At 65.5% G+C, this 23,896-nt stretch carries 23 protein-coding genes; 13 read left to right on the top strand and 10 right to left on the bottom strand.

Annotated features, from left to right (window positions below; all coding sequences use genetic code 11):
* Positions 1–87: 87 nt before the first annotated feature.
* Complete coding sequence (locus J1C52_RS12955) at positions 88–2,124, bottom strand: NADH:flavin oxidoreductase (RefSeq protein WP_227428370.1); 2,037 nt, start codon at positions 2,122–2,124, stop codon at positions 88–90.
* A gap of 120 nt (positions 2,125–2,244) precedes the next feature.
* Here J1C52_RS12955 and J1C52_RS12950 point away from each other — a divergent pair, with 120 nt between their 5' ends.
* Positions 2,245–2,880: a TetR/AcrR family transcriptional regulator gene (locus J1C52_RS12950; protein ID WP_227428369.1), complete on the top strand. Its 636-nt coding sequence runs from the start codon at positions 2,245–2,247 to the stop codon at positions 2,878–2,880.
* Here J1C52_RS12950 and xseA read toward each other — a convergent pair.
* Positions 2,877–4,418, bottom strand: a complete 1,542-nt coding sequence (xseA, locus tag J1C52_RS12945; RefSeq protein WP_227428368.1) for an exodeoxyribonuclease VII large subunit — start codon at positions 4,416–4,418, stop codon at positions 2,877–2,879. The genes J1C52_RS12950 and xseA overlap by 4 nt on opposite strands.
* Before the next feature lie 77 nt (positions 4,419–4,495).
* Between xseA and purD the strand changes: the two genes are divergently transcribed.
* A complete protein-coding gene (purD, locus tag J1C52_RS12940; RefSeq protein ID WP_227428367.1) occupies positions 4,496–5,758 on the top strand; it encodes a phosphoribosylamine--glycine ligase in 1,263 nt (420 codons plus the stop codon).
* A gap of 37 nt (positions 5,759–5,795) precedes the next feature.
* Here the strand turns inward: purD and J1C52_RS12935 are convergent, their stop codons facing one another.
* Complete coding sequence (locus J1C52_RS12935; protein ID WP_227428366.1) at positions 5,796–6,515, bottom strand: response regulator; 720 nt, start codon at positions 6,513–6,515, stop codon at positions 5,796–5,798.
* Positions 6,515–7,021, bottom strand: a complete 507-nt coding sequence (locus J1C52_RS12930) for a MarR family winged helix-turn-helix transcriptional regulator (protein ID WP_227428365.1) — start codon at positions 7,019–7,021, stop codon at positions 6,515–6,517. The genes J1C52_RS12935 and J1C52_RS12930 overlap by 1 nt, the downstream gene beginning before the upstream one ends.
* Positions 7,022–7,189: 168 nt before the next feature.
* On the opposite strand from J1C52_RS12930, the gene J1C52_RS12925 reads away from it, so the two are divergent.
* On the top strand, positions 7,190–8,059 hold the full coding sequence (locus J1C52_RS12925) for a branched-chain amino acid aminotransferase (RefSeq protein ID WP_227428364.1): 870 nt from the start codon (positions 7,190–7,192) through the stop codon (positions 8,057–8,059).
* 34 nt (positions 8,060–8,093) lie between these two features.
* On the opposite strand, the gene J1C52_RS12920 is transcribed toward J1C52_RS12925, so the two are convergent.
* Entirely contained in the window at positions 8,094–8,711 is a 618-nt protein-coding gene (locus tag J1C52_RS12920) for a class I SAM-dependent methyltransferase (RefSeq protein WP_227428363.1), read from the bottom strand.
* 89 nt (positions 8,712–8,800) lie between these two features.
* Between J1C52_RS12920 and J1C52_RS12915 the strand changes: the two genes are divergently transcribed.
* Genes J1C52_RS12915 through J1C52_RS12905 form a run of 3 tightly spaced genes read left to right on the top strand, consistent with a single transcriptional unit; the run spans position 8,801 to position 11,868 of the window.
* Positions 8,801–9,439 carry a glutathione S-transferase gene (locus tag J1C52_RS12915; RefSeq protein ID WP_227428362.1) on the top strand — a complete coding sequence of 213 codons (639 nt, stop codon included), beginning with the start codon at positions 8,801–8,803 and terminating at the stop codon, positions 9,437–9,439.
* Positions 9,440–9,463: 24 nt separating this feature from the next.
* Positions 9,464–10,885, top strand: a complete 1,422-nt coding sequence (locus J1C52_RS12910; RefSeq protein ID WP_227428361.1) for a YcjX family protein — start codon at positions 9,464–9,466, stop codon at positions 10,883–10,885.
* Positions 10,882–11,868, top strand: coding sequence for a YcjF family protein (locus J1C52_RS12905; RefSeq protein ID WP_227428360.1), 987 nt, complete (start codon positions 10,882–10,884; stop codon positions 11,866–11,868). Before J1C52_RS12910 ends, J1C52_RS12905 begins: the two co-directional genes overlap by 4 nt.
* On the opposite strand, the gene lpxK is transcribed toward J1C52_RS12905, so the two are convergent.
* The 4 genes from lpxK to J1C52_RS12885 are packed head-to-tail and all read right to left on the bottom strand — an operon-like array spanning position 11,865 to position 16,209.
* Positions 11,865–12,854, bottom strand: a complete 990-nt coding sequence (gene lpxK, locus J1C52_RS12900; protein WP_227428359.1) for a tetraacyldisaccharide 4'-kinase — start codon at positions 12,852–12,854, stop codon at positions 11,865–11,867. The two genes, J1C52_RS12905 and lpxK, sit on opposite strands and share 4 nt — an antisense overlap.
* Positions 12,854–14,026 (bottom strand): 3-deoxy-D-manno-octulosonic acid transferase, encoded by a 1,173-nt coding sequence (locus J1C52_RS12895; RefSeq protein WP_227428358.1) that lies wholly within the window; start codon positions 14,024–14,026, stop codon positions 12,854–12,856. The genes lpxK and J1C52_RS12895 overlap by 1 nt, the downstream gene beginning before the upstream one ends.
* Positions 14,027–14,054: 28 nt before the next feature.
* Complete coding sequence (locus tag J1C52_RS12890; protein ID WP_370633272.1) at positions 14,055–14,855, bottom strand: inositol monophosphatase family protein; 801 nt, start codon at positions 14,853–14,855, stop codon at positions 14,055–14,057.
* A complete protein-coding gene (locus J1C52_RS12885; RefSeq protein ID WP_227428356.1) occupies positions 14,848–16,209 on the bottom strand; it encodes a TldD/PmbA family protein in 1,362 nt (453 codons plus the stop codon). The genes J1C52_RS12890 and J1C52_RS12885 overlap by 8 nt, the downstream gene beginning before the upstream one ends.
* Before the next feature lie 56 nt (positions 16,210–16,265).
* Here J1C52_RS12885 and J1C52_RS12880 point away from each other — a divergent pair, with 56 nt between their 5' ends.
* Positions 16,266–16,703, top strand: coding sequence for a LysE family translocator (locus tag J1C52_RS12880; protein ID WP_227428355.1), 438 nt, complete (start codon positions 16,266–16,268; stop codon positions 16,701–16,703).
* Between the two features lie 6 nt (positions 16,704–16,709).
* Positions 16,710–16,919, top strand: a complete 210-nt coding sequence (locus tag J1C52_RS12875; RefSeq protein WP_227428354.1) for a hypothetical protein — start codon at positions 16,710–16,712, stop codon at positions 16,917–16,919.
* On the opposite strand, the gene J1C52_RS12870 is transcribed toward J1C52_RS12875, so the two are convergent.
* Complete coding sequence (locus J1C52_RS12870; RefSeq protein WP_227428353.1) at positions 16,920–17,504, bottom strand: lytic transglycosylase; 585 nt, start codon at positions 17,502–17,504, stop codon at positions 16,920–16,922.
* A gap of 170 nt (positions 17,505–17,674) precedes the next feature.
* On the opposite strand from J1C52_RS12870, the gene J1C52_RS12865 reads away from it, so the two are divergent.
* From J1C52_RS12865 to J1C52_RS12845, 5 genes are all read left to right on the top strand, one after another.
* Entirely contained in the window at positions 17,675–18,463 is a 789-nt protein-coding gene (locus J1C52_RS12865; RefSeq protein ID WP_227428352.1) for a flagellar motor protein MotB, read from the top strand.
* A 72-nt stretch (positions 18,464–18,535) separates the two neighbouring features.
* Entirely contained in the window at positions 18,536–19,834 is a 1,299-nt protein-coding gene (locus tag J1C52_RS12860) for a flagellar hook protein FlgE (RefSeq protein WP_227428351.1), read from the top strand.
* A 30-nt stretch (positions 19,835–19,864) separates the two neighbouring features.
* Positions 19,865–21,307: a flagellar hook-associated protein FlgK gene (gene flgK / locus J1C52_RS12855; protein WP_227428350.1), complete on the top strand. Its 1,443-nt coding sequence runs from the start codon at positions 19,865–19,867 to the stop codon at positions 21,305–21,307.
* A 1-nt stretch (position 21,308) separates the two neighbouring features.
* Complete coding sequence (locus tag J1C52_RS12850; RefSeq protein WP_227428349.1) at positions 21,309–22,316, top strand: flagellin; 1,008 nt, start codon at positions 21,309–21,311, stop codon at positions 22,314–22,316.
* Positions 22,313–23,419 (top strand): flagellar basal body P-ring protein FlgI, encoded by a 1,107-nt coding sequence (locus J1C52_RS12845; protein ID WP_227428348.1) that lies wholly within the window; start codon positions 22,313–22,315, stop codon positions 23,417–23,419. Before J1C52_RS12850 ends, J1C52_RS12845 begins: the two co-directional genes overlap by 4 nt.
* Positions 23,420–23,896: the final 477 nt, after the last annotated feature.

The following is a 23,896-nucleotide window of genomic DNA, read 5'->3' as shown; positions in this document are numbered from 1 at the left end:
GGGGTCTTTGCAGTTGCCGCGAAATGACGCCGAATCCGGCCCTCTGGCGCGCCTGATTGCGGCATTTCTTGCGCGGGGCGCGGCATGTCAGATCGCCTTGCACAGGCGTAGCGCGTCATAGATCGCGGCATGGGTGTTGCGGGCCGAGACCGCATCGCCAATGCGGAACAATTGGAACGCGCCATCTGGGTTCCTTTGAACCTGTTGCGGGGTGCCTGCGACGAGGGCTTCGTAATCGACCTCTCCTTGGTTCACCGACAGGGGCCGCAGGTCGAAATACAGGTCATCCAAGGGCCGCGTGCCGTGGTTGACGACGACCTGATCGACCCGCCGCTCGCGCGCAACACCGCCGTAATCGCTACCGATCCGGGCCAGCAGGTGGTTGCCATCGCGGGCGACGGCCTCCAGCTTCCACGCGACGGTGAAGGTCACGTCCAGCCCTTGCAAAATGCGCATGGACGGTGTGAGCGACATGGCCATCACCTCTGGCACAATGGTGCGGTCGCGGGTCATGACTTCGACCTTGGCACCGGTCGCGGCGATCTTTTCCGCCGCTTGCAGCGCCGGGTAGTCGCCCGCATCGTCATAGATGAGCACATTCTCGCCGGGGGCCACGTCGCCCGCCAGAATGTCCCAAGCAGAAACGACCAGCTCATTCCCGGCAGCCAGCACATCGGTATGCGGCAATCCGCCCGTGGCGATGACAACGACATCGGGGCTTTCGGCCTGCACCATGTCGGCATCGGCATAACTGTTGAACCGGAAGCGCACGCCAAGGCGTTCGCATTCCATCTGCCGCCATTGGACAAGCTGCATCATCTCTGCCCGGCGCGGCGTTTGCGCGGTCAGGCGCACTTGGCCGCCGGGATCATTCGCAGCCTCGAACACCGTCACGTCATGCCCGCGCTCTGCCGCCACGCGCGCGGCTTCCAGCCCGGCGGGACCAGCGCCCACGACCACCACCCGGCGAGGCAAGTCGGCTTTCGGCACCACATGCGGCTGCTCCAATTCGCGGCCTGTGGCGGGGTTGTGCAGGCATAGCGCCATGCCGCCCTGATAGATGCGGTCCAGACAGTAATTCGCGCCCACGCAGGGGCGGATGCGGTCTTCCTCGCCGCGCTGGATTTTCGCCACGATATGCGGGTCGGCCATATGCGCGCGGGTCATGCCGACCATGTCCAGCTTGCCGCTGGCAATGGCGTGGCGCGCGGTCGCCACATCCTGAATTTTCGCGGCATGAAAGGTGGGGAATTGCGTGGCCGCGCGAATGTCGCCCGCGAAATCCAGATGCGGCGCGCTGCGCATTCCCTGCACCGGGATCACATCGGTCAGGCCCGCATCGGTGTCGATATGGCCTTTGACCACGTTCAGGAAATCGACCATGCCGCTGTCTTTCAGCCGGCGCGAGATTTCCAACCCGTCGTCGCGGGTCAGGCCACCGGGCAGGTCTTCGTCGCCCGTGTAGCGCACGCCGACGATGAAATCCGGCCCGCAGCGGTCGCGGATGGCGCGCAGCGTGTCAAATGTGAACCGCTGGCGATTGTCGAGGCTGCCGCCATAAGGGCCGTCCAGATCGTTGGTCAAAGGCGACCAGAACTGGTCCATCAGGTGGCCATAGGCCTGCAATTCGATCCCGTCCAGCCCCGCCGCCTGCATCCGCTCGGCGGCATCGGCGTAATCCTCGATAATGCGGGCGATGTCCCAATCCTCGGCCTTTTTCGGGAACGCCTTGTGCGACGGTTCGCGTTCGTGTCCGGGCGACACCACAGGCAACCAATCCGCCTTGTCCCAGCGCGTGCGGCGGCCCAGATGGGTGAGTTGAATCATCACCGCGCAGCCGTGGTCATGGCATTCATCGGCGAGCTTTCGCATCCAGCCGACGACCTCGTCCTTCCACGCCAGAATGTTGTTGAACACGGGCGGGCTGTCGCGCGCCACGCTGGCCGACCCCGCCGTCATGGTCAGCCCCACGCCCGCGCGGGCGCGCTCGACATGGTAGGCGCGGTAGCGGTCCTTCGGCATCCCGTCTTCGGGGTAGGCGGGTTCATGGCTGGAAATCATCAGCCGGTTTTTCAGCGTCAGGTGCTTCAGGCGGTAGGGCTGGAGAAGGGGGTCGGTCGACATGGCGCTGGCTCCGCAAGGGTTTGGGGCAGCAAACCGTAAAATGTTCAGTTGTGTCAAGTATTCGTTCAGCGCTGTCTATTTTGGCTTGTTGGCAAGCCGCGCTGCGCCTATCCTGCGGGCATGGACACATCGGGCGATCTGGACAAAACCACCGGCTGGCGCGGCTCTCGCGAGCTGTGGCTGGCTGCCGCCAGGCAAGCCTTTCTGGACGGCGGGCTGGACGCCGTGAAAATCCAGCCCCTGGCCGCGAAACTGGACCTGTCGCGCACCAGTTTCTACTGGTTTTTCAAGGATAGAACCGCGCTTCTGGACGCGCTTCTGGCAGAGTGGGAGGCGCAGAATACCGGCGCTTTCATCGCCGCCTGCGATGCCTATGCCGCCAGCATTGCCGAGGGCATTCTGAACCTGATCGTCGTGTTTCAGGACGAAACCGTGTTCGACCCGCGTTTGGATTTTGCCGTGCGCGGTTGGGCGCACCAATCAGACGCCGTCATGGCAAGGGTCGAGGCTGCGGATGCCACGCGGCTAGACGCGATTCGCGGGTTGTTCCAGCGTTTCGGATATGCGCCGACAGATGCAGATGTCCGGGCGCGCACCGTGTATCTGACGCAGATCGGCTATATCTCTATGCAGGTCCGCGAGGATCTGGCCACCCGCATCGCCCGCGTGCCGGGCTATGTGCAGATTTTCTGCGGGGAATGCGCCACCGCGCCCGAACTTGCACGGTTCTATGCCCGGATGGGCGTCAGCACCTAGAAAAGCGAACCCTGTTCGGGCTTGGGGGCTGCGCCCTTCGCGGGCTTGGGGCGTTTGCCGGGCAGCGCGTCAATCTCGCCATCGGCAAATTCCACCTTCAGCGCACCCGCCTGCCCCGCCGCCTTGGCAGAGGTCAGAACGCCCCCCGCATCATCACGCACCACGGCATAGCCGCGCTTCAGCGTGGCAGGGTAACCAAGCGACTGGCGCAAGCGTTCAAGCGCCGCAAGCCTTGTTCCAAGCGTATCCAGCCGGGCTTTCGCCGCGCGCTCGGCGCGCTGTGCGTTGCTGGCCAAGGCATCGGCCCCGCGCGCGATGGGCACGGTCAGCATGTCGGGGCGCATCCGGTCGGCGCGCGACAGCTTCGCACCCGCATTCTCCAGCCGCGCCAGCGCCGCGCGGTCGGCGCGCGCGACCTGCGCGCCCAAGCGGTCCTGCCCGCGCGCGATCTGGCCCAGCAGCGTGGTGGGCCGCAGCCCAGCGCCTGCGCTGCGCAGCTCTTGCCGTTTGCTTTGCAGCGCCGCGCGCAGGCTGCCCGGCACCCGTTCGGCCCATTGGTCGAAGCGTTGCATGGCGGGCGCAAGCAGGTTTTCGGGCCGGGGCAAAGCGCGGCCCAGATCGCGCAGGCGTTGGCGGCGCAGCGCCACGCTTTGCGCCCCACCCCGCACCAGACGCCCGTCCAGATTGGCCATATGCGCCAGCAGATCGGCCAGCACGGGCACCGCCATCTCCGCCGCCGCCGTGGGCGTTGGCGCGCGCTGGTCGGACGCGTGGTCGATCAGCGTGGTATCGGTTTCGTGCCCAACCGCAGAGATCAAGGGAATGTCGCTGGCGGCTGCCGCGCGCACGACGATTTCCTCGTTGAAGCCCCACAGGTCTTCGATGGACCCGCCGCCGCGCGCCACGATCAGCACATCGGGGCGCGGGATCGGGCCGCCCTTGGGCAAGGCGTTGAACCCTTCGATCGCCTTGGCCACCTGCGGCGCGCAAGCCTGCCCCTGCACCGCCACGGGCCAGACCAGCACATGCACGCCGAAGCGGTCGCTTAGCCGGTGCAGGATGTCGCGGATCACCGCCCCTTGTGGCGAGGTGACGACCCCCACAACGCGTGGCAGATACGGCAGGCGGCGCTTGCGGCCCGCGTCGAACAACCCCTCGGCGGCCAGCGCCTTGCGCCGTGCATCCAGCATCGCCATCAGTGCACCCGCACCTGCGGGCTCAACGCTTTCGACCTGTAGCTGGTATTTCGACTGCGGCGCAAAGGTGGTCAGGCGGCCCGTGGCGATAACCTCCATCCCCTCTTCGGGGCGCACCTGCATCCGGGCCACCTGCCCTTTCCAGCTAACGCCCGCGATCACGGCGCGGTCGTCTTTCAGGTCGAAATACATGTGGCCGGTGCGCGCGATCACGACGCGGCCCACCTCTCCGCGCACGCGGACGCGGCCGAATTCGCCTTCCAGCGTGCGTTTGACCGCGCCCGACAGGTCTGACACGGTAAATTCGGGCGTGTTGCTGGGCGGTTCGTCAATCAGGTCCATGTCGCGCGGGTCATCCTTGTCACCGATGCCCGACAAGCCTAGAACGCGCGCAGGCAAAGGCCAAGAGAGGGCGCGCGATGAATATCCTGGTTCTGGGCAGCGGCGGGCGTGAACATGCGCTGGCATGGGCGATCCTGCAAAACCCGAAATGCGACCGGCTGATCTGCGCGCCGGGCAATGCGGGCATGGACCAGATTGCCGATTGCGCCGATCTGGATATTTGCGACGGCTCTGCCGTTCTGGCCTTTTGCGAGGAAGAGGCGATTGATTTCGTCGTCATCGGGCCAGAGGCCCCCTTGGCGGCAGGCGTGGCCGACCGGCTGCGCGATGCGGGCGTGACCTGTTTCGGGCCGTCCGCTGCGGCGGCACGGCTGGAAGCGTCCAAGGCCTTTACCAAGGAAATCTGCGCGGCCGTGAATGCGCCGACCGCCGGTTATGCGCATTTCACCGATGCCGCTTCTGCCCGCGCCTATGTGCAGGCCCAAGGCGCGCCCATCGTGGTCAAGGCCGACGGGCTTGCGGCGGGCAAGGGCGTGATCGTGGCCATGACGCTGGACGAGGCGCTGGACGCCATCGACACCATGTTCGGCGGCGAATTCGGCAGCGCCGGGGCCGAGGTCGTGATCGAGGAATTCATGCAGGGCGAAGAAGCGTCTTTCTTCGTGCTGGTCGATGGCGAGACCTGTCTGCCCATCGGCACCGCGCAGGACCACAAGCGCGTGGGCGAGGGCGATACCGGTCCGAACACGGGCGGCATGGGCGCCTACAGCCCCGCGCCGGTGCTGACGGACGCGATTGCAGCGCAGGCCTTGAATGAGATCGTGCGCCCCACGATGGCAGAGATGGCGCGGCGCGGGATGCCTTATCTGGGGGTGCTCTATGCCGGGCTGATGATTGAAAACGGCCGTGCGCGGTTGGTCGAATACAACGCCCGCTTCGGCGACCCGGAATGCCAGGTTTTGATGATGCGGCTGGGTGCGCAGGCGCTGGACCTGATGCTGGCTTGCGCCGAAGGGCGGCTGGATCAGGCCCGTGTCAACTGGGCCGATGACCATGCGTTGACGGTTGTGATGGCCGCGCAGGGCTATCCGGGCAGCTACGCGAAGGGCAGCGTGATCGGCGGGCTGGCGGATTGCGCCGAGGACAGCTTTCACATGGTGTTCCACGCGGGCACGCGCGCCGAGAATGGCCAAGTCTTGGCCAATGGCGGGCGGGTGCTGAACGTGACCGCGCGCGGGGCAACGCTCGCCGAAGCGCAGGCGCGCGCCTATGCGATGGTGGACAGCATCGACTGGCCTGAAGGGTTCTTTCGCCGCGATATTGGCTGGCGGGCGCTTTAGGCCGCGAACCGCGCACATCGCCCCACCGATAGGCCCCCTACTCCACCACCAGCATGTAGCCTGCACCGCGCACGGTTTGCAGGTGGCGGGGCGATTTCGGGTCGCTCTCTATCTTGCGGCGCAGGCGGGTGATTTGCACATCGACCGCGCGTTCTTGCCCCACCTCGCCGCCATGGGGGGCGCGGTCGCGGCCCAGATACTCGACCAGCGCCTCGCGGGTCAGAACCTCTCCGGGGTGTTGAGCAAAAAGCCGCATCAGCGCCGCTTCGGTCTGGGTCAGGCGGACGGGGTCATCGCCCCGCCGCAATTCGCCCTTTTCCAGATCGTAGCGCAAGGGGCCGATCATCAGCAATTGCGGGCGGATGGGTTCGGCGGTGTCGGTCGGGCTGCGCCGCAGGATCGCGTTGATGCGCAGGACCAGTTCGCGCGGCTCGAACGGTTTGGGCAGGTAATCATCCGCGCCCGCCTCCAGCCCGTCGATCCGGTCCTCGGACCCGGCCCGCGCGGTCAGAAGCAGGATCGGCACATCGCTGTCCTTGCGGATGGCACGGGTCAGCGCCATACCGTCTTCGCCCGGCATCATCACATCCAGCACGATCAGGTCAAAGGCCAGCCCGGCCATGACCCGTCGTGCATGGGCCGCATCGCGCGCAGCCGTCACCCAGAAGCCGTTGCGCACAAGGTATTTCTGCAACAAGGTGCGGATGCGTTCGTCATCATCCACGATCAGCAGATGCGGGGCGGTGTCTTGCGGCATCAGCGGCCATCCTTCAGCGACAGATAGGTCTGGCGGATGTCGTCATCCATCATCGCTTCCAGCACCTGCCGAAAGCCCGCCACCGCCTGCGGCCCCGCCGCGCGATAGGCCGCGCGCATCCGCACGCGTTGCGCTTCGGCCAGCTTGCGCTCCAACTCTTGCCCCTTGTCGGTCAGGAACAGGTTGCGCTCGCGCCGGTCGGTGCGGCCCACGCGCGCCTCGACCAGACCGTCCTCGATCAGCCCGCGCAACACGCGGTTCAGCGATTGCTTGGTCACACCCAGCGTGGTCAAAAGGTTGTTCACCGTCGTGCCATGGCTGCGGTTGATGAAATGCAGCGCGCGGTGGTGGGCGCGACCATAGCCGTATTCGTCCAGAATGCGGTCAGGGTCGGCGGTGAAGCCGCGATAGGCGAAGAACATCGCCTCGATCCCTTTGCGCAGCTGCTCGTCGGTCAGGAAAAGCAGATTCTCGCCGCTACCGGGGTTTGGACCGCGTTGCACCATGCCTTGCCTACCGAAATTGCCGTTACGATCACTCTTTCAGCAATGTTATGTCAGCCTTGTTGACATTCCAAGACCGAATCGCTAGCAATCAAGCGAATTCGCGTAACTTTATGTCCGAAGCGGACCTAATCTGCGCAACTTTTGAAAACTTTGGGCATGGAGGCACCGATGGCCGGCGCATATGACGACAGGGACGGGTTTATATGGATGGACGGCAAACTGGTGCCGTGGCGCGAGGCCAATGTGCATATCCTGAGCCATGCCCTGCATTACGCGTCCTCGGTGTTCGAGGGCGAGCGCTGCTATGATGGCAAGATCTTTAAGGGGCACGAGCATTCGCTGCGCCTGATTGAATCGGGCCGCCTGCTGGACATGAAAATCCCCTTTACCGCCGAAGAAATCGACGCCGCCAAGGCCGAGGTTCTGGCCGCCAACAACCTGACCAACGCCTATGTGCGCGCGGTCGCATGGCGTGGCGCGGGCGAAGATATGGGCGTCGCGGCCCGTCGCAACCCGGTGCGCCTGGCCGTGGCCGCGTGGGAATGGGGTGCCTATTATGGCGATGCCAAGATGCAGGGCGCAAAGCTCGACATCGCGAAATGGCGCCGCCCGTCGCCCGAGACGATCCCGACCGCTGCCAAGGCCGCGGGCCTGTATATGATCTGCACCATGTCGAAACACGCGGCAGAGGAAAAAGGCTGCTCGGACGCGCTGTTTTTCGATTATCGCGGCTACGTGGCCGAAGCGACCGGCGCGAACGTGTTCTTCGTGAAGGATGGCGAGGTGCACACGCCCATCCCCGACGCGATCCTGAACGGCATCACGCGCCAGACCGTCATCGCCATGCTGCGCGACAAGGGTATGGTCGTGCATGAGCGCCACATCCTGCCGGAAGAGCTGGAGACATTCAGCGAATGCTGGCTGACCGGGACCGCCGCCGAAGTGACGCCGGTGGGCCAGATCGGGGACTATCACTTTCAAGTGGGCGAGATCACCCGCGACGTGGCGAAAAGCTACGAGGAACTGGTGCGCGCCTGATGTAGGGTGCGTGCTCAGCACGCACCCTACCCCCTCAGACCTTGCGCGCCACGATGAAGGCGCGCAGGTCGCGTCCGCTGCTTGCGTGCCATTCGGTGGGCGCGCAGGCAAAACCCGCCCGTGTCAGCGCCCGCTCCAGATCCGCTGCCGTGACCATGGTCAGGAACGGCGCCTTGCCCAGCGCTTGCAGGATCGGCACCAGCCAGCGGATATAGAACGGCGCTTGCCCCAGCACCGGGGTCTTCGCGATCAGCACCCCGCCCTTGGGCAACAGCGCGTAGATATGCGCCAAGGTGCCCGGCAGGTCGCGCAGCAGGTGCAGGTAGTTCTGCGCAAAGACGACATCGAAGCGGTCCGGCCCGAAATCCTCGGCTTGCGCGACCGCAAAGGACAAACCCGCGACCGGGGTTTCGGCCAGCCGCCCCTGCGCGATCTCGATCATCCCCGGTGCAATATCGGTGGCATGGTAGCTTGCGGCATGTGGGGCCAGTGCCATCGCCGTCAGCCCCGTGCCGCAGCCCAGTTCCAGCACGCGCGCGCCCTGCAAGAAAGGCTGTGTCCGGTGCAAGCTGCGCTCGTAGCCCGCCACATCCCCGATCTTGGCGCGGGCGTAGCGCGGGGCCATCTTGCTCCAGAAATCGGCGTCTTGCATGGGCGGTCCAGTCCGGGTTTGGCCCTCTCTAGCAGAGCGCCGCGCGTCTTTGAATTGGCATCTGTCCGCCTGCGCGCTAGACCGGCGGGATGACCCCGATCCTCTATTCCTTTCGCCGCTGTCCCTATGCCATCCGCGCGCGTCTGGCGCTCGCGGCCAGCGGGGTGGCGGTTGAGCTGCGCGAAATCCTGTTGCGGGACAAGCCCGCCGCGTTTCTGGCGGCCTCGCCCTCTGGCACCGTGCCGTGCCTTGTAACCGATGCGGGCGTGATCGACGAAAGCCTCGACATCATGCTCTGGGCCTTGCGGCAGTCCGACCCCGAGGGCTGGCTGGACATGCCCGACGCCGGCCGCGACTGGATTGCCCCCAATGACGGCCCGTTCAAACACGCTCTGGACCGGGTGAAATACGCCAGCCGCTACCCGGACGACGACGCGGGCGCGCATCTGGATGCTGCCTGCACGCATCTGGCCGCGCTGGAGGATGCCTTGGGCGATTGGCTGTTCACCCGCCCCAGCTTGGCCGACTACGCCATGCTGCCCTTCGTCCGGCAATTCGCGTTCATCGACAAGCCATGGTTCGACACACAGCCCTGGCCGCGCGTTCAGGCATGGCTTGACCGTTTCCTGACCTCTGACCGCTTTGCCGCCGTCATGGCCAAGCACCCCGTCTGGGCCGAGGGCGATGCCCCCCGCCTCTTCCCCCAAGCCGCGGCACCCCCTATCTAGGGTAAAGACAAGGAAGCGGGGCTGATGGGTATCGGGCGAGTTGCAGGCGATGTGTTGCGCGGGGTGGAAGAAACCACATCGCAAATCGGCCACGCGATCACGGGCGGGATGTTCGACAATTCGCTGCGCTTGGGCGTCACCGGCCTGTCGCAGGCGGGCAAGACGGTGTTCATCACCTCTCTGGTGGCGAACCTGCTGGACCGGGGGCGCATGGGCGGCTTGCAGGCCGTCAGCGATGGCCGGATAGAAGCCGCCTACCTGCAACCCCAGCCAGACGACACGATCCCGCGTTTTGAATACGAGCGCCACTTGGCCGCGCTGACCGGGCCGAACCCGCATTGGCCCGAGAGCACGCGGCAGGTGTCGCAACTGCGGCTGTCGTTTCGCGTGCGCTCTGGCGGGGTGCTGGGCGGGTTGCGCGGTGCGCGGGTGCAATATCTGGATATTATCGACTATCCGGGCGAATGGCTGCTGGACCTGACGCTGCTGGACAAGTCCTTCGCAGGGTGGAGCAGCGATTTGCTGGCCGCCCTGCCCCGGCGCGACTATGCGAAGGATTACTTGGCGGCGCTGGCCGAAATCGACCCAGACGCCCCCCATGACGAAGCCCGCGCGCAAGACTTGGCCGCCCGCTTCACCGACTACCTGCGCGGGGCGCGCGCGGCGGGCTTGCCCGATATTTCCCCAGGGCGGTTCCTGCTGCCGGGCGATCTGGCCGGAAGCCCCGCGCTGACCTTTGCGCCCATGGCCCATAGCAACCAGCGCGGCAGCTTGGGGCGCGAGATGGAGCGCCGGTTCGAGGCCTATAAATCGCGTGTCGTGCGCCCCTTCTTCCGTGATCATTTCGCCCGGATAGACCGCCAGATCGTGCTGGCCGACGTGCTGGGCGCGGTCCATGCCGGGCCGGATGCCGTGGCCGAACTGGGGCGTACCATGACCGAACTTCTGTCGGCCTTTCGCCCCGGCCGAAACGCGTGGCTGACGCGGCTTTTGGGCGGCAAGCGGGTGGAACGCATTCTGTTCGCCGCGACCAAGGCCGACCATCTGCACCACAGCCAGCACGCCAAGCTGACCGCAATCATGGCGGCGCTGTTGCGCCAAGCGCGCGACCGGGCCGATTTCGCGGGTGCCCGGACCGAAGCCATGGCCATTGCCGCCGTGCGCGCCACGGTGGAGGACCAGCGCAGCCACGGCGGCGAAACCCTCGATTGCGTGCGCGGCACGCTGATGGAAAACGGCAAACAAGCGGCGTTTTTCGCGGGCGATCTGCCGGATGACCCGATGGCGCTGATCGGGCCTGCGCGTGACGGGGCGGCGAAATGGCTGGATGCCGATTTCGGGGTGATGCAATTCGCCCCCGTGGGGCTGTCGCGCCGCCCCGGCGACGGGCTGGCGCATATCCGGCTGGACCGCGCCGCGCAATTCCTGATCGGAGACATGCTATGAGCCGCGGCCCCACTTTGTTCGAGCTGGATGACACCCCCGCCGACACCCCCGCCACGGCCCCCCAGCCGCCCGAAGATGCGCCGCCCACCGGCGCGGCGATGCAGGCGACCTTGGCGCTGGGACGGCGGCGCATGACATGGCTGGGGCGCATGGGCTGGGCGGCGGCGCTGGCGCTGTTCACGATGGCACTGTCGCTGGCCGCGTGGGATTTCGCCACCGGCCTTCTGGCGCGTTACCCGGCCTTGGGCTGGGTCGCAACCGGGCTTCTGGCGCTGGTGGCGCTGGCCGCTTTGGGCGTGGCCTTGCGCGAATGGATGGGATTTCGCCGCCTGCGCCGTCTGGACGATTTGCGCCAACTGGCAGACCGCGCGCGCAGCGACGACAGCCGCGATCTTGCGCTGCGACTGACCAACCAGCTATCAGCGCTTTACGCCGCGCGGCCAGAGATGCGCTGGCACCGCGACCGGCTGGCAGAGCTTGCCCCGGACCAGCCCGATGCCGAGGGGCTGCTGCACCTGTCGGAAACCACGCTTCTGGTGCCCTTGGACCAAGCCGCCCGCACAGAGGTCGAGGCCGCCGCGCGCCAAGTGGCCCTGCTGACCGCCATGTTGCCGCTGGCCTTGGTCGATGTGGTGGCGGCGATGGCGGTGAACCTGCGCATGATCCGCCGGATTGCTGAAATCTACGGCGGGCGCGCGGGCGCTTTGGGCAGCATTCGCCTGCTGCGCGGGGTGGTGGCACATCTGCTGGCGACGGGCGCCGTGGCGGTGGGCGAGGATATGCTGGGATCGGTCGCCTCTGGCGGGGTGGTGTCGAAAGTGTCGCGCCGCTTCGGCGAAGGGCTTGTGAACGGTGCGCTGACCGCGCGACTGGGGATTGCCGCGATGAGCGTCTGTCGCCCCCTGCCCTTCGTGGCCGCGCAAAAGCCACGCACCAGCAATATCGTGTCGCGCGCGGTCAGCGGGTTGTTCGACCGGGGTTAGCGCGCGTCGGACGCAAGCACTTTACCAAGTGCCGCCCGGATCGCGTTCTCATCCTCCCAGTCCAGTCGCACAGGCAGGGTCATCACCTTCTGACGAAAGCTGCGCGGCAGGCGCACGGCGTCTTTCTCGGTCGTGACCATCTGCGCGCCGAGTGCCTTGGCCTCTATCTCCAGCCGTTTCATCAGCGCCTCGCTTAGCGGCTGGTGATCGCTCAGCGCCTCGGCGCGCAGCAGCACCGCGCCCTCGGCCCGGAGCGTGGCGAAGAACTTCTCTGGCCGCCCGATACCGGCAAAGGCCAGCACGCGCTGACCGGGCCAAGACAGCCCCATCTGCAAGGGTTTCAGCGCGGCGGCCAAAACCGGCACAGTATATGCGGTGCTTTCGCGAAACGCCCCGATCTGCGGCGGCGCGCCGATCGCAAGGATCATGTCGGCGCGGCGCAACCCGGCAGCGACCGGTTCGCGCAAGGGACCGGCGGGCAGCACGCGGCCATTGCCAAAGCCGAGCGCGGCATCGACCACGACAAGCGAGAGATCCTTGCGCAGGGCCGGGTCTTGGAACCCATCGTCTAGGATAAGCGCCTCTGCCCCCGCCGCGACCGCCGCGCGTGCCGTGACCGCGCGGTCGCGGCCCACCCAGACCGGCGCGAAGGCGGCCATCAAGAGCGGCTCGTCGCCCACATCATCGGCGCTGTGGCTGCGCTCTATCACCTGCACCGGGCCTTTCAGCCGCCCGCCATAGCCGCGCGACAGCACATGCACAGCCACGCCCATGCCTTGCAACATCTGCACCAGCGCGATGACCGTCGGCGTCTTGCCCGTGCCGCCGATATTCAGGTTTCCGACACAGATCACCGGCACATCGGGCGCATAGCGGGCGGGTTGCGCCACCCGGCGCGCGGTGGCCGCCGCGTAGACCGCACCCAAGGGCGACAGCAGACTGGCCAAGACAGAGCGCGGGCGAAACCAGAAGCCGGGCGGTTGCATCAGCGCGCCTCCGCCGGGGGGGCAAGCAGGGCTGCGACAAGGCTTTCTGTGGCCTCTGCCCCTTCGGATACGATCTGCCAGCCGCGATGGGCCATATCGGCCGCCTGCTCGGGCCGCAGCACCGCGCGCAGCATCCGCCCCAGCGCCTCTGGGCGGGTGATACGACGGGTGGCGCGGCGCTCGGTCAGCAGGTCGAACGCGTCGCCATAGCGCCCGCCTTCTGGCCCATGCACCATGGCGCAGCCCAGCGCCGCGGCCTCCATGGGGGAAAAGCTGCTGCCATCGGTGAAACTGCCGCCAAGGTAGCAGGCCACCGCCAGCCGATACCACAGGCCGCGCTCGCCTTCGGTGTCGGCGATATAGACCTGCGTTTCCGGCGTGATCGAGTCATCGCGCGAGCGCAGCGCCGCGTTGAACCGGGTCGAGACGCGGGCATGAAGCTCTGGCCCGCGCATCGGGTCGGCCGGGTGCAGGATCAGAACCAGCCGGTGAGAATCGCGCAAGGCTTCCTGCTGCACCGCGATAATCAGCTCTTCCTCGGCCTCTGGCACACCTGCGGCCAGCCAGATGGTGCGCTGGCGCAACGCGCTGGCCAAGGCGTCGCGCTCGGCCTCGTTGCAGCGCAGGGCAAGCGGCGCTTGCGAGAGGGTGCCGATGGTGCTGAGCCGCTCCTCTGGCAGGCCAGCGGCCAGCCATGGCGCGCGCATCCGCTCGGACGCCAGAAAGACATGCGCCAGCTTGTTCAGCACCCGCCGCGTGTGCCCCGGCGCAAGCGACCAACTGCCCGCCACGCGCGGCACCGCGACATCGGCCACGAAAACCTGTGTGCCCGCCTTGACCCATTGCGCGATCATGTCGCCCGACAGGCTGCGGGCGGCGATCAGCGCGGCGGCGACCGGAACCGCGCTGGCAACCTTGCGAACGAAGCCCGGCGCATCGACCGCGCAGGGCACCGACAGGCGGCGCGGGGTTTCGACCGGGGCCGGGCAATCGGGCGGATAGGTCAGCAATACACCTGCCCCCTCATCCGCCTGCAACACGGCATCCGACAGGGCGGTGAACTTGTTCAGCCGGGTGCGGCTGTCGCAGTGCAGCCAAACCAGCGGGGTGCCCAGCCCTTTCAGCAAGGGCAGGGCGGCCTCCTGCATCTGGTCGGTGGCGGTGGTAGTCACGCGCGTCCTGCTTCTGGTGCCATGGGCGTTAAACGTCGCGCGGGGCGGGGGCATCCGTCAATGCCGATTTGCGCCGCGCCAGCAGCGCCGCGTGCAAGGCCGGGTTGGCGGCAATCACCCCGGTCGCACGCGGATCGAGGGTGTTGAAGGCAAGGGGCGCGCCCATCTCGTCGCTGACGGCGCCGCCCGCTTCGGCTACCAACAGCGCGCCTGCGGCAATGTCCCAGTGCCACGCGGGTTTGAAGGTCAGCATGGCATCGAACGCGCCTTCGGCCACAAGGGCCATGCGCCACGCCAGCGCCGGGCGGAAATGGCGCGTCAGGTCGGGCACGCCACCGGGCCAATGCGTGGCGTCGAACTGGCTGCGCGCGGCCAGCGCCGAGGCACCCGCCACCGTCTCGCCCACGCGGATAGGCTGGCCATTGCGAAACGCCCCCTGCCCGCGCGCGGCACTGTAGGTATGCCCAAGGCGCGGCACATGGATCGCTGCGGCAACTGGCTGGCCGTTTTCCACCACGCAAACCGGGTGGCAAAAACCGTCTTGCCCGTCCAGATAGGCGCGGGTGCCATCCAGCGGGTCAAGGATGAAGATGCGCGCGTGGTTCAGACGGTCGGGCGTGTCGGGCGTTTCCTCGGACAACCAACCGTAATCGGGCCGCGCGCCCAGCAGCAGATCACGCAGCGCCGCGTCGATTTCCAGATCGACATCCGACACCGGGCCTTGGCCCTGCCCCTTGTCCCACGCGCGCGGTGCGCGCCCGAAATGGCGCAGCGCGATCTGGCCCGCCAGTTCCGCGGCCTGGGTGACAAGGGCCAGATCGTCAGTCACCGGCAAGGGTCATCCCCTCGACCAGCAGAGACGGCACGACATGGGCTAGATGGGTGCGCGCGTCATTGGCCGGGATGATCCGGCCCAGCATGTCGCGCAGGTTGCCCGCGATGGTGCATTCATTGACCGGATAGGCGATTTCGCCGTTTTCCACCCAGAAGCCGCTTGCCCCGCGCGAATAATCGCCCGTGTTGGGGTTGATGGTGGACCCGATCAGCGACGTCACCAGCAGCCCCGTGCCCATCTGCGCGATCAGCTCTTCGCGGGTGGCGCTGCCTTGGGTCAGCGCCCAGTTGGTGGTACCGGGGCTGGGGGGCGCGGACGTGCCGCGCATGGCGTTGGCCGTGCTCTGCATCCCCAGCTTGCGGGCAGAGGCCAGGTCCAGCACCCAGCCTTGCAGCACCCCGTCCGCGACCAGATCGCGGGCACGGGTTTGCAAGCCTTCGGCATCGAACGGGCGCGAGGCGCTGGTGCGGCGGCGATGCGGGTCTTCGACCAGCGACAGCCCCTTGGGCAGAACCTGCTCTCCCATCGCGTCGCGCAACCAGCTAGACCCGCGCGCGATCGAGGCTCCGTTGATCGCCCCGACCAGATGCCCGATCAGGCCACTGGCGACGCGTTCGTCATAGAGGACCGGGTAGGCGCCGGTCTTGGGGCGGCGCGCCCCGTGCCGCGCGACGGCGCGTTCGGCGGCAAGGCGGCCCACTTCTTCGGGGGCGGGCAGGTCGGACTGGTAGACACGGCCCTCGCCGCACCAGTCGCGTTCCATCCCCGTGCCCTCGCCGCTAATGGCCACGCAGCTTATGTGGCGGGACGTGCGCGCATAGCCGCCGCTGAACCCGTTGGTCGCGGCCAGCCAGATCGCTTGCTGGCCATAGGCGGCAGAGGCCGATTGCACCTGTGTCACGCCCGAGACCTGCAAGGCGGCGGCCTCTGCGCGGCGGGCATCCTCTTGCAGGCTGGCGGGGTCGGTTTCGGGCGCGGGGTCGCACAGATCCAACCCCTCGGCGCTGCGCAACATGGCAAGCTGGCGGCTATCGGCCAGACCGGCATAAGGGTCTTCGGGCGCTTCGCGGGCCATGGCAACGGCGCGCGCGGCCATGGCGGCCAAAGTCTCTGGCCGGGTGTCAGAGGACGAGATACACGCCTGACGCTGCCCCACGAACACCCGCAGACCGATTTCCAGCCCTTCCGAGCGGTCCGCCTGTTCCAGCCCGCCCTTGCGCACGTCGATGGACACAGAGCGCCCGTCAACCGCGATGGCATCGGCAGCATCGGCACCCGCCTGTTTCGCGGCGCGCAGCAGGTCTTGCGTCAAGGGCGCCAGCGGGGCGGTCAGATCGGTCGCGGCCATAAGATCATCCTTTTGCATCCTTGCGCCTGATCTAGTGCCATATGCCGCGAATTGGAATGCCGCGCGGGTGCATTTTGCGCAGCTTTCGGGTCGGTGGCGCGGGCGATGCGCGCTATCGCGGCATATCCCTGCCCGAACAGAGCCGCGCCATGTCCACGCTGAACCTGCTGATCTTCCTGTTTCCGCTGGCCTATAGCCCCGGCCCCGGCAACCTGTTCTTTGCCGCACTCGGCGCGCGCGCGGGCTGGCGCGCGGCTTGGCCCGCCTTCGCGGGCTACCATGCCGCGACCTTTCTGGCCGCCGTTGCAACCGGCGCTGGCCTGCTGGCGCTGGCGGGGCCGCTCGCGATGGGCTGGCTGCGCTATGCGGGCGCGGCTTACATGCTGTGGCTGGCGCGGGCGCTGTGGCGCGCCGGTGCGCCGCAAGCCGCCATGGCCCCGCGCGCCCGCGCCACCGATGGCGCGGCGCTGCTGGCGCTGAACCCCAAGGCCTAGGTCATCATGGCCACGCTTTTCGCGCAATACCCCGAGGCAGACACCGCCCGGATCACGCAGGTCGCCACCATCTTCACGCTGAACAACGCGCTGGCCTTCGCGCTGTGGACAATCGCGGGCCAATGGCTCTTGGGCCAGCCGCACCACGCGCGGGCGGCCAACCGTGTCATGGCGCTGATCCTGTGCGGCGCGGCAGTCGGGATTGCGCTTGGCTAGTTACCAGCGGCGGCAAGTGCGCAATTGCTGGTCATACATGACCGCGCGCGTGGCCACGCGATTGGCGACATCCAGAAGCCACGGCTTGGAATTATACGTCCCGCGCGAGAAGCCGGTATGCCCGTCATGATAGGCCAGATACAGGTTGCGCGCGTCGTTCAGCGCAATGCCATTGCGTTCGCGCGACTTGTTCGAATACCAGCCCACGAAATCGGTCGCGTCGCGAATATCGGTGCGGTCGGCGCGGCGGTTGCCGGTCTCGCGGCGGTATTCGTCCCATGTGCCGTCCAGCGCCTGGCTGTAGCCCATGGCCGAACTTTGGCGGCCCATCGGGATAATCCCCAACGCGTAGCGCACCGGCGTGCGCGCATCGCCGATGAAGCGGCTTTCGGCATGGATGATCGCCGCCTGCACCGCCACCGGCACGCCCCATTTGCGTTCGGTCGCGCGCATGGCCGCGAAATAGCGCGGGCGCTCCGACGCCATGGCACAGGCGTCGTCAAGGTTGCGGGGGGCGGAGAATTCTTTGCCGCCACATGCGGAGAGAAGCACCGCGAACGCGATGGCGAGGAATGTTCTGCTCATGTCTGCCTCGATTTTTCTTTTGCGCCAGTTTAGCGGTTTCGCGCCCAAAAGTAAGCCCCCGGCCATGAAACACGGGCTGCAATGGCAAAAACGTGACCCTGTGCGCACAGCTTAACCTTCTGTTCAGACCCGGCTGCTAGGGTCGTCCTTGGGTAAAAAGGTGGGTGAACATGGACCGTTCTGACAATGTCAGGCCGATCATCATCAAGCGCAAGAAGGTTGTCGCGGGTGGTGGGCATCACGGTGGGGCCTGGAAAGTGGCCTATGCCGATTTCGTGACTGCCATGATGGCATTCTTTCTCATGCTGTGGCTGCTTGGCTCCGTCTCCGAGGATGAGCGCAAGGGGATCGCGGATTATTTCACGCCGACCTTCTCGCTCGACAGTTCCTCCTCTGGCAGCGATGGCGCGTTCGGCGGGGCCTCGCTCTCGACCGTCACCTCTGTCACGGATGAGGTCGCGACCGCAGAAGCGTTTCAGGCCGAAACCGCAGAATTGCAAGACGTGGCCGACCAATTCGCGGCACTTGCCGGCGAAAGCGCCTTCGCCGAACAGCTTTTGCAACATGTGAACATCAAGCTGACCGATGAAGGGCTGGTGTTCGAGCTGACAGACCTTGCCGGGGCGCCCCTGTTCGAGGGGGATGGCGCAGAGCCGCGGCCGGTTCTGGTGCACCTGACCGCGCTCATCACCAGCGCCATTCGGATTGTCGAAAACCCGCTGGCCATCGGGGTGCATTCGCAATCCTTTCCCGCCGTGCTGCGTGACAATCCGGTCTGGCGGCTGACCGTGCAACGCGCCCAAGCCATGCGCGAACTGGTCGAAGGCAGCGATTTCCCCCCGGACAGGCTGCGCCGCGTGACCGGGCACGCCGACCGCTCGCTGGCCGATACCGGCAATGCCATGGCCCCCGAAAACAACCGCATCGAACTGGTGCTTTTGCGGCAAACCCGGCGTTAGGGGGGCATTAGGGGGAAATTAACACCGCGGGGCGATAGTCGGGGAAAGAATCATCAACGCGACGGAGCGGACATGAGTATTACTTCCTCCCTGAATGCAGGCATTTCCGGCTTGCGTGCCAATGCCACCCGGCTGTCGACCATTTCGGACAATATCGCGAACTCGGCGACCTATGGGTTCCGGCGGGCGCATACCTCGTTCCACTCCATGGTCATTGGCAGCGGGCTGGCAGGACAAGGCGCTTACAGCGCGGGGGGTGTGCGCACCTCGACCTTGCGGCTGGTCGATCAAGGCGGCGCGTTGATCGGCACGCAAAACCCCACGGATATCGCCATCAACGGGCGCGGGTTCTTGCCCGTCACGTCCGAACTGGGCGCGCAGTTGCAGGACGGCACAGCGCCCCTGTTGCTGACCACGACTGGTTCGTTCCGACAGGATGCCGACGGCTTCCTGCGCAACCCTGCCGGGTTGGTGCTGATGGGGTGGCCCGCCAACGAGGACGGCACGGTCCCGCCCAATGTGCGCGACAACGCATCCGGCTTGCGGCCCATCCAGGTGGGGGTGAACCAACAGGCCTCTTTTCCGACCAGCACCATCAACATGGCGGTCAACTTGCCGGCCAGCGAAACGCTTCCAAGCGCCGCCGGGGATCCGTCCTACCTGTCGGTCGCCTATGTCGACACGTTGGGCTTGCCCGGAACCCTTGATGTGTCCTTCCAGCCGTCTGGTGCGGCCAATTCGTGGCGTATGAGCATTGTGGACCAGGGCAGCGGGGCCACGATCGGCGAATATGACCTTGTTTTCAGCGATGCGCCGGGCACCGGCGGCACCTTGGCCTCGGTCACGCCTGTCGGCGCATCCCCGGCCTATGACGGGACCACCGGCAGCATTGACCTGACGATCGGCGCGCAACAGATCACCATGGAACTTGGTGCGATCGGCGAAACCGGCGGGTTGTCCCAGCGCGGCTCGACCTTCTCGCCCGCAGGCGTCACGCAGGACGGGTTCGGCGCGGGCAACCTGATTGGCCTGATGATCGACGCGAATGGCAATCTCGATGCCGTCTATGACCAAGGCTTTCGCCGCACCCTCTACCGCATTCCGCTGGTCGATGTGCCGAACCCCAACGGCCTGACCGCGCTGAACGATCAGGCTTTCAAGGTCTCTCGCGATAGCGGGTCTTTCTTTCTGTGGGACGCAGGCGATGGCCCGGTCGGCGAATTCGTGGGCTTCGCGCTTCAGGAATCCGCGACCGACGTGGCCGAAGAACTGACCAACCTGATCCAGACGCAACGCGCCTATTCGTCGAATGCCAAGGTTATCCAGACGGTCGACGAGATGTTCCAGGAAACCAACAATATCAAGCGCTAAGACAAAGTGACATGACGGAGTGACCTGACTATGAGCCTTGGAGTTGCCAACAACATCGCATTGGGCGGCCTGCGCTTCACCTCTCAGGGCACCCGCGTCGTCGCCGAGAACCTCGCGAATGCCGATATCGAAGGATATGGGCTGCGAAGCACTCTTGCCACCGGCACAATCTCGGGCGGGGCATCGACTGTCGCGCGGAACGGGGCCGTTATTCGCGATGTCGACCCGGTCTTGCTTGCTGCGGTGCGTAGCGCAGACACGGTCCGGCAATCGGCGCAAATCGAAACGGCCGCGCTCTCGGAACTTGAACAGGCTTACGGATTGCCGGGCGAAACCGGCTCGCTCAACGATCTTTTCAGCCGCTTGGACGCAAACCTGCATCAAGCTGCGACGACGCCCGATTCGCCTGCCGCGCTCCAAGCCGTGGCCCAAGACGCGGAGCGCATCGCCGCAAAGTTCAATGCGATAGGGCAGCACATTCAAGCCATGCGCCAACAGGCTGATACGGCGGTTGAAACCGACATCGCAACGCTCAACACCCAGCTGGAGCGCGTGGCCAGCCTGAACAAGGACATTCAGCGCCAGACACTGCTGGGCGGCACCCCGTTTGCCCTAATGGACGAACGCGAGCGCGTGATCTCTGACATTGCGACACTCTTGCCCGTCAGCGAAATTCCGAGGGACAATAACAGGGTTATGCTTGTCACCGCGCGTGGCGAAATCCTTGTCGATCTGGATGCGGCCGAATTCGGCTTCACCGCGACACCCGGCATTGCCGCGGACGATACGCGAAGCTCTGGCGCAGTTTCCAGCATCTCCCTCAACGGGCGCGAACTTGGGCTTGGGGATCGCACTCTCGCCGGTGGCAAACTTGGGGCCAATCTTGCTGTCCGCGACACCATCGCCCCCCAAGCCCAAAGCGACCTTGACCGGCTCGCGATGGATCTGTTGACACGCTTTGCCGGCCCGGACGCCGATACCAGCTTGGCGGCGGGTGAGCTGGGCTTGTTCACCCTGACCAGCGGCACGTCCTTTCCCGCCGACCCCACCGGTGCGGCGCAAGCGCTGCGCATCACGCCCATGATCGACCCGGCAGATTCGTCCAGCCTCTGGCGCCTGCGCAGCGGCCTGAATGCGGCCATGCCCGGCCCCAGCGTCGACCCGGCAAACCTGTCGCGGATGATAGATGCCCTGTCAGATCCCCGCACGCTCGGACCCGGTCTGCCCGCACTTTCCATGGCAGAAAATATCTCTGAAACCCTCTCACGCGTCGCGACTAAGCGCCTTGGTGCGGAAAGCGCGCTGGCCTATGCGCAAGCAAGCTACACAGCCAAACAGGAAACGCTCGCCAGCAGGGGCGTCGATACTGACGCGCAGATGCAAGACCTGCTCGAACTCGAAAGAGCATATGCGGCCAACGCGCGCGTCCTGACCACCATAGACGACATGCTGCGCCAATTACTGGAGATCTGACATGTTCCAACTCGGCACCGCTGACATCGCGCAATCCCTTATGCTGCGACGGTCCGGCACGTCCCTGCGAAACACCGTGTCGCAACTGACAGAGCAGCTCGCGTCCGGCCAATATGCCGACAGATCAAAGGCTCTGAACGGGGCTTTGACCCGTCTCGCCCATGTCGAGCACGGGATCCACCTCTCGGAACGGCATATCGCCAATTCCGATTTCTTGTCGACCATCCTTTCAGGCCAGCAAAACGCGCTCGACCGCTTGGGCGACATCACGCAAACACTTGCGCTCGACTTCCAGATGAGCACGCAAGGAGCGGACAACCTCGTCATGTCAGAAGCCACTGCCCGCGCGCGCACCGGTTTTGCCGATGCGATCGGTGCTCTGAACACCAAGATTGCCGGCCGCTTCCTGTTTTCCGGCACCTCTGGCCAAGAACGCCCCTTTGCCGATCCCGACACCATTCTGACCTCGCTGGAAGCATCGCTTCCGCCCGGAGCATCGGTGAACGACATCCGGGACCATGTGAACACATGGTTCGCCAGCGGCGGCGATTTTGACACGATCGCCTATCTTGGCGGCCCCTCCGCGACCGCGGGCGTCGACCTTGGCGATGGGATCACCCTGCGACCGGAGCTGGCCGGTACGGAAGACGCAATCCGCGACACGCTCGCGGCTCTTGCGCTCGGCGCTTTGGGCGAAACGCTTGCCCCCTCGCTGACGGCGGCGCAGCGGCGCTCACTTCTAAGCCTCAGTTCCACCGCGCTATTGGGTGCCGACGCGTCCCGTGTCGGCCTGCAAGCCCGTATTGGGGCAACCGAAGCCAGAGTGGAGGCCGCAAGAACGCAGGCCGAGGCAAAAGCCACTTCGCTGCAAATAGTTCGCACAGAGTTGCTCGCAGCCGACCCCTATGAGACCGCAACGGCATTGGAAACCGCCACCCAGCGTCTGGATGCCCTTTACATGATCACAGCCCGGCTTTCGCGTCTTTCCCTGACAGAGTATCTGCGATGAGACCCTTCCTGATTGCCCTTTGCGCCATGGTCGCCCTGCTTTCGCCGCGGTTTGCGGATGCGAATGTCAGGCTGAAAGACATCGTGGAATTCGACGGCGTCCGGTCGAACGACTTGTTGGGTTATGGCTTGGTCGTCGGGCTGAACGGCACGGGCGATGGCTTGCGCAACGCACCTTTCACCGAAGACACCATGTCGAATATTCTCGAACGGCTGGGAGTAAACGTTACCGGCGAACAGTTCCGTCCCAAGAATGTCGCTGCGGTCATCGTAACCGCAAGCCTGCCCCCGTTCGCGCGGGCCGGTGGTACAATAGACGTGACAGTGTCGGCGATCGGCGATGCCAGCAGCCTGTTGGGCGGAACCTTGGTCATGACACCCTTGAACGGGGCAGATGGCACCATCTATGCCGTCGCACAGGGAAGCATCATTGCCGGCGGCGCGTCGGCAGAGGGGGACGCCGCAAGAGTGGTCCGCGGGGTGCCAACCGCAGGCATCATTCCAGGCGGCGCGCGTGTCGAGCGCGAAATCGACTTCGCCTTGGACAGCTTGAGGGAAGTGCGCATCGCTTTGAAAGTCCCGGATTTCTCGACTGCTCTGCAAATTGAACAAACCATAAATGCCGAATTTTCGCGCAACGCAGCGCGCATGACAGACCCGGGAACAGTCATTTTGAACATAGAGCGCACCGAAGCGCGTTCGACGGCACATGCGCTGGCACGGATCGAGAACCTGCGCATTCGTCCGACCAGCCGGGCGCGCGTTGTCGTCGATCAAAGATCGGGCACGATTGTCATGGGCGAGGACGTTCGCATCAGCCGCGTTGCAGTCGCCCAAGGCGGCTTGACCCTGCGGGTTGAGGAAACACCGCTTGTCGTTCAACCCAACCCCTTCGCCGAAGGTGAAAGCATCGTGGTGCCCAGAACCACCGCAGAGCTGGAAGACGCTCCTCCCGTTGCGCTTGCGGAAGTTACAGGTGGCACATCGCTATCGGAAATAGTGGCGGGCTTGAATGCTCTAGGTGTAAACCCGCGCGACATGATCGACATTCTGAACACCATCAACGCGGCCGGTGCCCTTCATGCACAGTTGATCGTTCAGTGACAAACGGTGGCACCTCGAAAGCCCCCAAGAAAAGCCATTTTGCGTATCAGGAACGCAAATTGGAGCGCAATCCTAGATGCAGTTCCGTCATGCACGGTAAAGTTTCGTTCCTTGCAAGAGCAAAAGGGCACGAGGTATTTTGCCGCGACCTTGCGCGAAAGCGCATGCCAGGTACATGCAGAGTGTATTCAAGTGGTGCCCCACGTTTAGACCGTTTGTTGTTGAACAATTCACGCCTCTAGGCCCGAAAGCAGGGAACTGCAAGTGGGCGAACCACATCCACAGCCAACGAGCCTTAGCAGAGTCGCAGCGCGATGTAGTTGGCTGATTTGGAGGAAAAACGGGCCCAACAGGGAGTGCCTCTCTCGGACAACGGCACCGACCTGAACCGCCCCTTGTTTGCCGGAGACCCAGAAGTAAGGATACTGGGTCATGGGAAAGATGAAGAACGGAACACGTTATCCAGAGGAACTGCGC

Source organism: Roseibaca sp. Y0-43, assembly GCF_020667835.1.
In the GTDB taxonomy this organism is placed as follows: domain Bacteria; phylum Pseudomonadota; class Alphaproteobacteria; order Rhodobacterales; family Rhodobacteraceae; genus Roseinatronobacter.
Note: the sequence above shows the minus strand (reverse complement) of the source record. Positions and strands in the feature narration are given on the sequence as shown.